Annotated in this window: 9 protein-coding genes; 4 read left to right on the top strand and 5 right to left on the bottom strand. The window is 43.9% G+C overall.

From position 1 onward, the window contains the following. Window positions 1-55 precede the first annotated feature (55 nt). Window positions 56-1,024: a ferrochelatase gene (hemH, locus tag VOA_RS11280; protein ID WP_001059274.1), complete on the top strand. Its 969-nt coding sequence runs from the start codon at window positions 56-58 to the stop codon at window positions 1,022-1,024. Between the two features lie 52 nt (window positions 1,025-1,076). Here hemH and dtpA read toward each other — a convergent pair whose 3' ends face one another. Continuing rightward, the gene (gene dtpA, locus VOA_RS11285) at window positions 1,077-2,648 is read right to left on the bottom strand and encodes a dipeptide/tripeptide permease DtpA (protein WP_083806438.1); all 1,572 of its coding nucleotides are present in this window, start codon (window positions 2,646-2,648) and stop codon (window positions 1,077-1,079) included. Window positions 2,649-3,064: 416 nt separating this feature from the next. Between dtpA and rfaH the strand changes: the two genes are divergently transcribed. Further along, entirely contained in the window at window positions 3,065-3,562 is a 498-nt protein-coding gene (rfaH, locus tag VOA_RS11290) for a transcription/translation regulatory transformer protein RfaH (RefSeq protein WP_000833003.1), read from the top strand. Between the two features lie 124 nt (window positions 3,563-3,686). Here the strand turns inward: rfaH and asnB are convergent, their stop codons facing one another. The 4 genes from asnB to nagA all read right to left on the bottom strand — a co-directional run bounded on the left by asnB (window position 3,687) and on the right by nagA (window position 9,581). Beyond that, window positions 3,687-5,351: an asparagine synthase B gene (gene asnB / locus VOA_RS11295; protein WP_000337012.1), complete on the bottom strand. Its 1,665-nt coding sequence runs from the start codon at window positions 5,349-5,351 to the stop codon at window positions 3,687-3,689. Between the two features lie 194 nt (window positions 5,352-5,545). Next, on the bottom strand, window positions 5,546-7,132 hold the full coding sequence (locus tag VOA_RS11300) for a cation:proton antiporter family protein (protein ID WP_000364237.1): 1,587 nt from the start codon (window positions 7,130-7,132) through the stop codon (window positions 5,546-5,548). A 95-nt stretch (window positions 7,133-7,227) separates the two neighbouring features. Beyond that, entirely contained in the window at window positions 7,228-8,442 is a 1,215-nt protein-coding gene (gene nagC, locus VOA_RS11305) for a DNA-binding transcriptional regulator NagC (RefSeq protein ID WP_001013126.1), read from the bottom strand. A gap of 2 nt (window positions 8,443-8,444) precedes the next feature. Further along, window positions 8,445-9,581 (bottom strand): N-acetylglucosamine-6-phosphate deacetylase, encoded by a 1,137-nt coding sequence (nagA, locus tag VOA_RS11310; RefSeq protein ID WP_000271130.1) that lies wholly within the window; start codon window positions 9,579-9,581, stop codon window positions 8,445-8,447. Between the two features lie 481 nt (window positions 9,582-10,062). Here nagA and nagE point away from each other — a divergent pair, with 481 nt between their 5' ends. Beyond that, entirely contained in the window at window positions 10,063-11,634 is a 1,572-nt protein-coding gene (gene nagE, locus VOA_RS11315; RefSeq protein WP_001023167.1) for an N-acetylglucosamine-specific PTS transporter subunit IIBC, read from the top strand. Window positions 11,635-11,870: 236 nt separating this feature from the next. Next, a complete protein-coding gene (gene glnS, locus VOA_RS11320) occupies window positions 11,871-13,541 on the top strand; it encodes a glutamine--tRNA ligase (protein WP_001287124.1) in 1,671 nt (556 codons plus the stop codon). Window positions 13,542-13,631 lie beyond the last annotated feature (90 nt).

Genomic DNA, 13,631 nt, shown 5'->3' with positions numbered 1-13,631 from the left:
CTTTTTCCCTGAAATAGACGTATAACACTTTGTAAAATGCATTTTGAAGGAAGCCATGAATAATCATAAAAAACTTGGTGTTTTGCTGTCCAATTTAGGTACGCCTCAAGCGCCCACTCCACAAGCAGTTAAAGCCTTTCTGAGCCAATTTCTTCATGATCAGCGAGTGGTGGATATGAGCCGTTGGTTATGGTGTCCTTTATTGCATGGCATCATTTTGCCCACTCGTTCGCCTAAAGTAGCAAAGTTGTATCAGTCGATCTGGATGGAAGAAGGTTCGCCACTTATGGTTTACTCTCTCCGTCAAAGGGAAAAGCTCGCTGAGCTCACTCAACTGCCTGTTGAGCTTGGAATGACCTATGGTGAACCTAGCTTACTCGATGGAGTTAGACAACTTCAGCAACAAGGTGTTGAGCAAATTGTTGTGTTGCCACTGTATCCTCAATATTCTGCAACCACGACTGCTGCGGTGTTTGACGGATTAGCAAAGGCATTTAACCCATTACCTGTAGTGCCAGAGCTGCATTTCATTCGTGACTACCACAATCACCCACTTTATATCGAAGCTCTTGCAGAGAGTGTTCGAGCTTCATGGCAGAAGTATGGGCAGGGCGATATGCTGCTTTGTTCTTACCACGGTATTCCAAAGCGCTATGCGCAAAATGGTGATATTTATCCTGAGCATTGCCAAAGGACAACTCAATTGCTTGCTGAAGCACTTGGGTTACCCGCAGAGAGAGTAGTAATGAGTTATCAGTCACAGTTTGGTAAGGAAGAGTGGCTGCAACCCTATACGGATAAAACCATGGAAGCATTGCCGAGCAAAGGTGTGAAAAAGCTAGATGTTATTTGCCCAGCATTTTCGGTGGATTGTTTAGAGACTCTAGAAGAGATCGCAGAGCAGAACCAAGAAATCTTCTTGCATAGTGGTGGAGAGAGCTTTCACTACATCCCATGTTTGAATGACAGCCCAAACCATGTTGCCTTAATGGCTGAGTTGATTAAGCCTTATCAAGCCCTATGAGCTGAGGAAACAAAAACAGCGCCTAATTAGGCGCTGTTTTCTATTGAAAGTTTTACTGAGCGGCTAATTCTAACTGTTCCGATTCACCGCGGCAGATCCGAGTGAGCTTTGGTGCAATCATGAAGGTCACCATGGCAATTCCTGCGGTAACGTAACCGATTTGGGCAAAGACATCACCGTAGATGTGTAATGATTCGGTAGCTCCAGTCACATCTGCAGGGGTCGAGGTGAGGCTCGCCACCCAACCTGCGATCACGGCCGCAGAAGCGGAGGTAAGGAACCACATGCCCATCGCAAACCCCATCATGCGCTGTGGTACGAGTTGTGCCACCATAGCTAAACCAAGCCCTGATACCAGAAGTTCGCCAATTGATTGGAAAGCGTAACTTGCGATCAACCAGTTTGAGCTGATGATACCTTGTTCGTTAGCAAACAGTGTTCCCCAACTTAGTACTAAGAATGAGAGGGCGCATAAAGCCATACCGAACGCGAATTTAAATGGCATTGCCAATTTATCGCCTAGCTTTCCGTAAGTTGCAGCCAGAATAGGGCTCGCGATCATGATCCAAAATGGGTTTAGAGCCTGAAATTGCTCAGGTGCAACCTCAAACCCAAAGATATGGTGTTCAACGTTATTAATGGCGAAGAAGTTCAGTGATGTTGGCATTTGGAAATAAAGTACAAAGAACACTACGCCTTGCAGCATAAGAATGAAAGCAACTAGCATTTTGGCGCGTTCAATACCTGAAATCTTGAACGCTTCTTTGAAATAGCAACTTAAAATAAACAGGCCTGCAACCACTAAAATGCCATGTGCCAAACTAAGATTCTGCAATAGGTAACTACATGCCAAACTCGCCACTACGGATCCTAATGCCACGAGAACTAAGTACAGTTTGTTCACTGGAGCAAGATCGGCCGGAGACCCTGTTCTTTTCAGCATGCGCTGGCAGAACAGGAAGTTCACTACTGTAATGGCTAGTCCAACTGCACTGACCCCGAATGCCATACCATAGCCCAATTTCACCGCTACAATTGGTGTAATGATCATTGAGAAGAAGGAGCCTAAATTGATCGCCATGTAGTACATGGTAAAAGCGCCATCTAAACGGGGATCATTCTCTGGGTAGATCTTAGCAAGCAGGCTCGAGGGATTAGCTTTAAACAAGCCGTTTCCAACGGTAATAAAGCCCATCGCTACATAAATTAACGTAGGACCGACTAGTGGGTGCTTCGCGGTAGAAAGTCCAAGTAAAATATACCCAATCATCATAACAATAGCACCAAGAGTGATGGCTCGTTTGGTACCAATGACCTTATCGCCGATCCAGCCACCAATCGCGACAAACCCGTAGACTAAAGCAGAAAAAGCCCCGAACAGCACGAAGGACGCAGATTCATCCATCCCCATAATTTTGACCATATAGACGGTCAGAATGGCTTGCATACCATAGAAGCCAAATCGTTCCCAAAATTCGATAGAAAAGATCAAATAGAAGGCATTGGGTTGTTTGAAGATATTTAGGTTGGACATACGCGTTCCTATATCATTGTGTCTTGCAAATGTAGAAATTGTTTGTTTGGTAGTTTTCTGCCAAACATTATTTTTATTCAACTCTTCCATGAGAGCTTTTTATTCGGCTGTTAGCTATACATGCAAAATAAATGCTAAGCAACAGCTAATGCTTTTGTAATTGAGTTGTTTCTATATGTAACTTAATGAAAAGTAATGATTCTTATGGCTTTGGTTTGGTGATTTTTGATGCGAAAACTAATTTTTCACAAAAAAGTCTTGCTAGGTTTTTTCGTGCTTAGGTCGTTTTATTGATTTTTGATGTCAATAATTTTCGCTTGATGTGGTTGTTTCATTGATGAAATGTTGGTGACAAGGTTTTGATATTTTGAGGTTACAGAATGGTTGGTTTGCAAATTTCTTCATAAGAAGTGCGTATGTCTCCCTTTAACCTCTTTGTGTAGGGATTTCATATTTGAGAGGTGGGTGTGGTAGCATGCCAAAAAGGTTGGCAAAAAAGATAAAAAATGAAACGTTGGTATTTACTTTATTGTAAACGCGGCGAGCAACAGCGCGCGAAAATGCACTTGGAAAATCAGAGTGTAGAGTGTTTTTACCCCGAAGTGTGCGTTGAAAAAATTTTACGCGGAAAGCGGCAGATGGTTAAGGAACCCCTGTTTCCTTCTTATATGTTTGTCCGCTTTGATTTTGAAACAGGCCCTTCTTTTACCACCGTGCGTTCAACGCGTGGTGTGGTGGATTTTGTTCGCTTGGGCCCACATCCAAGGGAATTACAAGGCGATTTGATTTTTCAATTGAAGCAACTCGATTGCCAGCAATTGAAAGGGGTAAGTAAACAACTTCCTGAAAAAGGGCAAGTGGTTCGAGTGGCAAGAGGACAGTTTGCTGGTATTGAGGCGATTTATCAGGAGCCGGATGGGGATACACGCTCGATCATGTTGGTGAAAATGATCAGTCAACAAGTCTCTATGAGCATAGAAAATACCGATTGGGAAATCACTTAAGCGTAAAACCAAAACCTTGTATCGTGTTATAACCTTGTGTTCTCAATAAAACGAAAAGCCAGAGTGATGATAAACTCTGGCTTTTTCATTTATGTTAGAAGATGAAACTGGCCTCTAAACGACATTAGTAAGCTTGTTTATGCACCGCTTTTACCGCGCGACCAGAGGGGTCGATACAGTTTTTGAATGATTCATCCCACTCAATCGCTTTCGCGGAAGAGCAGGCTACAGAAGGGCCGCCAGGTACACAACGTGCAGCTGATTCTAACGGGAACAGCTCTTCAAAAATTTCACGATAGACATAGCCCTCTTTCGTACTCGGCGTATTGTAAGGGAAACGGAATTTAGCGGTTGCCATCTGTTGATCGGTGACTTTCGCTTCTGCTGTTGCTTTCAGTGTATCAATCCAACCATAGCCAACACCGTCAGAAAACTGCTCTTTTTGACGCCATGCGATTGATTCAGGCAAATAGTGCTCAAAGCATTCACGCAGAATGTGTTTTTCCATCTTACTATTGCCACACATTTTATCGGCAGGGTTAAGGCGCATTGCAACATCAATGAATTCTTTATCTAGGAAAGGTACGCGCCCTTCAACGCCCCATGCCGCAAGTGATTTGTTAGCTCGAGCGCAATCAAATAGGTTTAAGGCCAACAGTTTGCGTACTGTTTCCTCATGAAATTCTTTTGCGTTTGGTGCTTTATGGAAGTAGAGATAGCCACCAAAAATTTCGTCAGCACCCTCACCAGAAAGGACCATTTTTATGCCCATAGCTTTAATTTTACGGCCCATCAAAAACATAGGTGTCGAAGCTCGAATCGTAGTGACATCATACGTTTCGATGTGGTAGATCACGTCACGAATCGCATCAAGTCCCTCTTGAATAGTGTAAGTCATCTCATGATGAACTGTGCCTATCTTCTCCGCCACTTCACGAGCTGCTTTGAGATCGGGAGCCCCTTCTAAGCCGATAGCGAAAGAGTGTAGCTGTGGCCACCATGCTGCTGTTTTCTCATCATCTTCAATGCGCAACGCGGCGTAACGTTTAGCAATAGCTGAAGTGATTGAAGAATCAAGCCCACCAGACAGTAGCACACCATAAGGTACGTCGGTCATGAGTTGGCGCTTTACAGCTGCTTCCAATGCCTGAGTGAGTTCTTCTTTGCTGCTGAGATTGCCTTTTACTTCATCATAACTGTTCCAGTCGCGTATATAGTAGCGTGTTGCAGTCTGATCTTTGGAACTAAAATAGCTACCTGGAGGAAACTCACTTAAGTTTTTACACACTGGAACGAGGGCTTTCATCTCTGAAGCAACGTAGAAGTTACCGTGTTCATCATGTCCCTGATAAAGAGGGATGATCCCGATATGATCTCGACCAATAAGATATTCATCTTTCTCTTCGTCATACAGTACAAACGCAAAAATACCGTTGAGTTCTTCAAGGAGATCTACGCCTTTGTCCCGATAGAGCGCGAGGATAACTTCACAATCTGAGTCAGTTTGGAATTCATATTGGCCCTGATAACGCTCACGGATCTCTTTGTGGTTATAGATTTCGCCGTTTACCGCAAGGATCAGCTTGCGATCTGGACTGTAAAGTGGCTGTGCGCCACTATTCAAGCCAACAATCGCGAGGCGCTCATGTGCCAAAATAGCTTTATCCGAAGCATAAATGCCTGACCAGTCGGGACCACGGTGGCGCAGTTTTTTCGACATTTCTAGGGCTACAGGTCTTAACGAGGCTGCATCTGTTTTAATGTCTAAGATGCCAAAGATTGAGCACATATGAATTCCTTTTAAATGTTTTTTAATCTGTTGGACTTAATTTGCCATTCTGATTAAAAACTTCAACCCTTACTTATGTTTTATTTTAAATAAAAAGAAATTGATTGGATATTTTCTATTATAGATTGGTTTTTTGTGAATAATTTTTAAAAAAAGATGGAAAAGAAGCGATAGGGCGAAATTCGCCCTATTTTTTAGCGATGAGTAAAATTCGGTTTTAGTTGTTCGCATACATGGCGTGCAAAACCAGTACCCGCCTCACTGTAGATATTGAATGCCGCGTGTGCTCCATGCTCAATTAAGCTGTCAATTTGATCGGGATACTCAGCAATGGCGGCAATCTGTCCTTGGTAATTGCGTTTTTGCAGTTGCTCAAGGGCGATTTGATTCGCTTGGTGATGAGGCATTGCCATCAAAACGAGTTTTACTTTACCCGTATCTAAGATTCGTTCCCAAAAATCAGGGTCAGTGGCATCGCCGGATATTACATTGCGCCCGTCTTCACGGTGGCTAAATGCCGCATCTTCACGTATTTCTACCCCAAGACAAATATCGCCGTGACGATGTCTTAACTCTTCGTAAGCGCCTAGCCCAATCCTTCCCATTCCTAAGATCAGCACTTGAGCGTCACCGGGATCAATTAAGCGATCTCGGGTGTGCAATGATTCTGCGGCTTGTTCTTTAAGCCATTTAGCTGAGCGTTGGTAAATGGCATGTCCTTTACGTTCAATAGGGGCAGCCAAGATAAAAGAAAGAGGAACAGAAACCGCAAGTGCAACCAGGATGTCACTATTGATCCACCCCATTTTGAAGGCAAGTCCACCGACGATGAGTCCAAACTCACTAAAATTAAACAGGGAGAGTGAAGTAAGTAGCGAAGTGCGCACACGGAAATGGAATTGATGGATAACCCAGAAATAGAGGATGCCTTTAATGGGTAACAATAGTAGTAAGAGCAGAGCAAGCATAATCCCAGTTACAGTGGGTTGTGCTGAAAGGCCGATATTTAAGAAAAAGCAAACTAAGAATAGCTCTTTGAGATTAAACAGCGCTTTAGATAGCTCTGAGGCTTTGTGATGACTGGCTAGCATCATCCCCAAGATCAGAGCGCCTAAATCTGGTTTCATTCCGACTAATTGGAATGAGCCAGCCCCCACAACTAATGCAAAGAAGATACCAAACAAAACGAGCATTTCACCATGGCCAACCCTGTCGAGTAACTCATAAAACAGTGGGCGCAATAACGGCAGGACAAATAAGCCTATGGCATACCATTCTGGTAGTTTTCCGGTTGATGCGGTGAGAAAAACAACGGCGAAAATATCTTGCATGACTAGAATGCCGATGGCTAAGGTGCCATAGGTCGCGTTCATTTCTCCCTTTTCTTGTAGTGATTTAACCGCAAACACCGTACTGGAGAAGGAAAGAGCAAAACCGATTAGAATGAGTTTATCAATAGAAAGGTCGGCAAGGCTATCAAGACCTAATTGTTTGAAAATGAGCAATAAAAGAGTAAATAGGGCTGTAGATAGAATGTTGTGTATCGTAGAGCCTACCCAGATTTCTTTGGCGAGTAGCGTTTTGACTTCAAGCTTTAATCCGATAGTAAATAGAAGTAGTGTGACACCTAAGTCTGCGAGCAGAGAAATGGTGTCATTGCTGCTAAATCCATAAGCGTTTAGAGCAAAACCCGCAATCAAAAAACCAACCAGTGGCGGCAAATGGCATTTTAGCGCGATAAAACCCGCTAAAAATGCAGCAGAGAGAAGTATCAAATCCATGAGTTATGTTCTTAATTTAATAATAAAAAAAACGGTGGTACCGAAATACCACCGCCATTATAGGTCAATCAGTTGCGTAAACTTAAATAAAATGCTTAGTCTTCAAGCAATTTTTGTAACAGAACCCCATTTAACATTGCGCGTTTGATCATAGCAAACGCTCCCATGGTCGGTTGTTTGTATACTTGTGAAGAGACAATCGGCAAATGTTGGTGAAATGTTTTCAGTGACTGATTTTCTACGTTGCGTTGAATCGCGGGGAATACGATCTCTTTGGCGGCGGTGATCTGCCCCGCAATGACAATCTTTTGCGGGTTGAACAAGTTTACGGTGATAGCAATTGCTTTACCTAACTGATTCCCCACTCGGACGAGAGCTTGTTTGGCGAGTTCATCGCCTGCATTAGCATGCTCACAGACATCATCAATCGAAATTGAAGCAAGGTTAGAGAGAGAAGATTCATAACCTTGAGCAATCAGCTTTTTAACTCGTGAAATGATCGCAGGGTTGGTAGCTACGGTTTCTAAACAACCAAAATTTCCACATTGGCACTGCTCGCCGAGCGGATCGATTTGAATATGACCAATCTCACCCACGTTACGGTTGTAACCGAGGAACACTTGCCCATTAACGATAATTCCTGCGCCAGTACCGCGATGGACACTGACTAAAATAGAATCTTGGCAATCTTGGCTTGCGCCAAAGTAATGTTCTGCGAGAGCAATACCACGTACATCGTTACCAACGAAGCATTCAACATGAAATTCTTCGCGAATAGTTGCGCCGAGAGGTAATTCGCTTATCGCTACATTTGGCATGTATTCAACAACCCCCGTTTCTGGGTTGACTAACCCTGGTAGAGCGATACCTATAGCGATCAATTGATCGATAAGATATGTATGTTTTTGAATAAATTGCCTAATTTGCTTGATGAGGCTAGAAGTCAACACCTCTTGCGTGTTGTAGTGAAACTCGTGATGTTCATCAATCAATGAGTTTCCACCTAGGTCATAGAGGCTTAGTTGGATGTAATCGCGGCCGACTCGAACTGCGATTGAATGGAAAGGTTTGACCTCGGTGGTCAGCGAAATAGCTCGCCGACCGCCAGTAGAGGCCTGCTGAGCCACCTCTTTGATCAAACCACGTTCAAGCAGTTGGCGGGTAATTTTGGTAACACTAGCGGGTGCTAGTTGGCTGACATCGGCGACTTGAATTCGACTGATTGGCCCTTGTTGGTCAATCAAGCGGTAAACCGCCGCACTGTTTAGCTGTTTAACTAAATCTACGTTACCAATTTGTCCGCCATTCATTATTAGTTCTGCTCGTATTGTCCGTTAACTACCGTCGCTTTAACGTTGAAGTCACGATCAAAAACAGTCAGGTTGGCGATCATACCTTTCTTGATACGACCTAGTTTATTATCAACACCGATTGCTTTGGCTGGGTACAAAGTAGCCATTCGCAGAGCTTCATCTAAAGCGATACCGACATGTTCAACCGTATTTTGAACTGCTTCAATCATCGTTAGGGCTGAACCGCCAAGCGTGCCGTTTTCATCAACACATTTGCCATCTCTGTAATATACTTTCTTACCGACAAAAATAAAGTGATCCATTTCGGCACCTGCAGGAGCTGTGGCATCGGTCACTAATACGAGCTTTTCACCCTTTAGTTTATGTGCGATTCGAATGTTCGCATAGTCGACATGGAAGCCATCGGCGATGATTCCCGCATAGACATCAGGCGTGTCATAAATGGCACCAACAACACCTGGTTCACGACCTACCATTGGTGTCATAGCATTGAATAAATGCGTGGCAAAAGAGATACCGGATTCAAAGCTCTGGCGTGCTTCTGCATAAGTGGCATTGGTGTGACCAATCGATACCACGATGCCTGCTTCTACCAATTTTTCGATGTGTTCTGGTTTATTGTTCTCTGGTGCAAGAGTGACTTTTGCAATCACATCGCGGTTTGCGCACATGATCTCAATCATTTCGTCATCGGAAGGACGGATGAAGTCAACGCTATGGATCCCTTTTTTCATCACGTTGAGATAGGGACCTTCAAGATGCAGACCTAGTGATTGATTAGGATATTGGCTTTGGTATTCGCGAGCCGCAGCAATGGCTTGACGCATATTTTCATCAGATGATGTGATGAGCGTAGGTAAGAAACTAGTGCAGCCAGATTTCAAATTGGCTTTATGCATGATATCGATGGTGTTCGCGGTAATTTCATCGTTGAACATTACCCCACCACAACCATTGAGTTGTAAATCGATAAAACCTGGGCTGAGGTTTGCGCCGTTAAGGTCAACAATGTTGATGTCTGATGACAGAGAGTCGGCTGAGCAAATCGCTTCAATTTTATCATCATTGATGATAACAGCATGTTTCACAAGCACATCATTGCCAGTATAGATTTTACAGTTTGTTAGCGCATACATAATCAGCTAATCCTCATATCGATATTCTTAGATTCATTTTAGCGACTCAATAAGGTGTGCAACACAGTTTAGGGTAGTTTCACTTAGCTGTTTTACTTCAATCAGGTCGCGAATTATCTTTTGGGCAATAGGTCGCAGTAACTGCGGCTAAAAATAAGTTCTTTGGTATTCCACCATTTTAGGTATCTAACCTAGTTATCTAGGTCAGGAATGTTGTGTTCAGCAGTGTAACACGATGGTCGTTTGACCAACAAACAGTGTGATATTAACGCTCAAAAGATGTTTTTTTACATCATAAAATAAGTTTTATGACGTGGCTAGCAAAATCATTTCGTTATTGGGAGAGTAGGTGATTAGGATCACAAATGGTAAGGTTTTAATTTGCGGAGCAAAATTAATATCATAAACTGACTTGGACTAAATTGGGCGACTAAAAAAAGTCTCCCGATATTATACAAAAATCCTATAGGGGGAACTTAAGGTGAATATTCTTGGATATGCGCAAAAGTTAGGTAAAGCATTGATGCTACCTATCGCAACATTACCTGTTGCAGCGCTTTTACTACGTTTGGGTCAACCCGATCTGTTAGGCATTCCATTCATGGCAGCAGCGGGCGATGCAATTTTTAGCCAACTGCCACTACTGTTTGGTTTAGGTATTGCGATTGGTCTATCGAAAGATGGTTCTGGTGCTGCAGGTCTTGCGGGCGCGGTAGCTTATTTCGTTTTGACTGCAACCGCTAAAACGATCGATGCATCAATCAACATGTCTTTCTTCGGCGGTATCTTCGCAGGTATCATCGCAGGTCATGCTTACAACGCATTCCACACCACACGTCTGCCAGAATGGCTAGCATTCTTTGCTGGTAAGCGTTTAGTACCAATCATGGCTGGTCTATTTGCTCTGGTTGCTGGTGCGATTTCTGGTGTGGTTTGGCCTTCAATTCAAGGCGGTTTAGACGCTCTGGCACACGCTGTATCAACTTCTGGTGCTCTTGGTCAATTTGTTTACGGTACTCTTAACCGCGCACTGATCCCTGTTGGTCTGCACCATGTTCTGAACTCTTACTTCTGGTTCGGTATGGGTACTTGTCAAGAGATCCTAGTTTCTGGTGCTCAAGCTGCTGGTCAAGCTTTGCCTGCACTTGAAAAACTGTGTGTGGATCCTGCGCTAGCGAAAACTCTCGTCGTGGGTCAAGAACATACATTCGCATTCAAGAATGCTGTAACTCCTGAAATTACCGCAATGGTTAAAGAAGTGACTGAAGTCGTTAAGTCTGGCGACCTACATCGTTTCTTCGGTGGCGATAAGAGTGCTGGGGTATTCATGAACGGCTTCTTCCCAGTAATGATGTTCGGTCTTCCAGGTGCTGCACTTGCTATGTACCTTGCAGCTCCAGCTGAGCGTCGTCACCAAGTTGGTGGAGCTCTGTTCTCAGTAGCGTTCTGTTCATTCCTAACCGGTATCACTGAACCTCTAGAGTTCATGTTTGTATTCCTAGCTCCAGCTCTGTATGCAATGCATGCGGTATTTACTGGTCTGTCACTGGTTGTGGCTAACATGTTTGGCACGCTACACGGTTTCGGTTTCTCAGCAGGTCTAATCGACTTCGCTCTGAACTGGGGCCTGGCAACGAAACCTGTAACTCTGTTCGTAATTGGTTTGGCGTTCTTCGCTCTGTACTTCTTCACATTCTCTTTCGCGATCCGTGCATTCAACCTGAAGTCACCAGGTCGTGAAGATGAAGATGTAGCAACTGAGACTGACTCAGGTGATGCGGTGAAAGGTGACTTGGCTCGCCAATACCTGAAAGCACTGGGTGGTCACGATAACCTGACTTCTATTGATGCATGTATCACTCGTCTACGTCTGACTCTGAAAGACCGTTCTGTTGCTGACGAAGTGGTTCTGAAAAAACTTGGTGCTAAGGGCGTAGTTAAACTGGGTGAGAATAACTTACAAGTTATCCTTGGGCCTCTAGCGGAAATCGTGGCTGGCGAAATGAAAGCCATCAGCCCGAAAGAAGATCTATCAGGCGTAAAACTGCCTTAATAGCTCTCTAACCCTAGCCACAAATTAAAGCCTTCGCGAAAGCGAGGGCTTTTTATTTAGAACTGGCGATATAACCACCGAACCATAGAAATAATCGCAAGAAATCCATACTTTTTATTGTGCCAAACGCAAGAATTGTGGATGATTAGCGGCAATATTTTCTGTTTTCTAGCCTTTACGGCTTAAGATGCAGAAACGCTTTCTGACAATACTAAATGAATTTTGAGGTGCTATAGATGAGTGAAGCTGAGGCTCGTCCATCGAACTTCATCCGCCAAATTATCGATAAAGATCTTGCGGATGGTAAACACACGACCGTGCATACTCGTTTCCCGCCGGAGCCGAACGGCTACCTGCACATCGGTCACGCCAAGTCAATCTGTCTGAATTTTGGTATTGCTCAGGATTATCAAGGGCAGTGCAATCTGCGTTTTGATGATACAAACCCAGAAAAAGAAAACCTTGAATACGTTGAGTCGATCAAAAAAGATGTGACTTGGCTTGGTTTCGAGTGGTCAGGTGATGTGTGTTACTCATCAGACTATTTTGATAAGTTGTATGAGTATGCCGTTGAACTCATTAAAAAGGGTTTAGCGTATGTGGATGAATTAACACCAGAACAGATCCGCGAGTACCGCGGTACTTTGACTGAGGCCGGTAAACACAGCCCATACCGTGATCGTAGCGTAGAAGAGAACTTGGCACTGTTTGAAAAAATGCGAGCTGGCGAGTTTGAAGAAGGTAAAGCCTGTCTCCGTGCGAAAATTGATATGGCATCCTCGTTTATCGTAATGCGCGATCCTGTTTTGTACCGTGTTCGTTTTGCCGAGCATCACCAAACCGGTGACAAATGGTGCATCTACCCGATGTACGATTTCACTCACTGTATTTCGGACGCGCTAGAGGGTATTACTCACTCTATCTGTACTTTAGAGTTCCAAGACAATCGTCGCTTGTACGATTGGGTATTGGATAACATTACGATTCCATGTCATCCACGTCAGTACGAATTTAGCCGTTTAAATCTAGAATATACGGTTATGTCGAAGCGTAAATTGAACCAACTCGTGACTGAAAAACTCGTTAATGGTTGGGACGACCCTCGTATGCCAACGATTTCTGGCTTGCGTCGCCGTGGTTTTACTCCAAGTGCAATTCGTGAGTTTTGTAAGCGCATTGGCGTGACTAAGCAAGAAAACATGATTGAGTTTAGCGCACTAGAATCCTGTATTCGTGATGACCTAAATGAGAACGCACCACGTGCGATGGCAGTGCTTGATCCTGTTAAAGTCGTGATTGAAAATTTCGCAGCGGATACGTTAGAAACGTTGACGATCGCTAACCACCCTAATAAGCCAGAGATGGGTGAGCGTGAAGTGCCATTTACCCGTGAATTGTGGATTGAGCGTGAAGACTTCCGTGAAGAAGCAAATAAAAAGTACAAACGCCTTGTATTAGGTAAAGAAGTACGTCTGCGTGGTGCCTATGTCGTCAAAGCTGAGCGTATTGAGAAAGATGAGCAAGGCAATATCACCACTATTTTCTGCTCGTATGATCCTGAAACCTTAGGTAAAAACCCAGCGGATGGTCGTAAAGTCAAAGGTGTGATTCACTGGGTATCGGCAGAGAAAGGGATTCCAGCTGAATTCCGTCTCTATGAGCGATTGTTCACAGTGCCAAACCCTGGTGCAGCAGATAACTTTGCAGAAACGATCAACCCTGAATCATTAGTGAAAGTGCAAGGTTACGTTGAACCAAGCTTGGTGAATGCACAAGTTGAATCTGGCTACCAATTTGAGCGTATGGGTTACTTCTGTGCGGATAGCAAAGATTCTACGCCACAAGCCTTAGTGTTTAACCGCACTGTCGGTCTGCGCGATAGTTGGGCAAAAATCGACGAAGAATAAGTTGAGATTGAGCGTCATTGAGAAAGCCAGCCATAGTGCTGGCTTTGTTTTTCGCGGAGTGAAAGCGTGCTTGCTTCACGCTAGGAATGA

This window comes from Vibrio sp. RC586 (assembly GCF_000176715.1).
Classification (GTDB): Bacteria; Pseudomonadota; Gammaproteobacteria; order Enterobacterales; family Vibrionaceae; genus Vibrio.
This window is presented reverse-complemented; position numbering and strand designations above follow the sequence as displayed.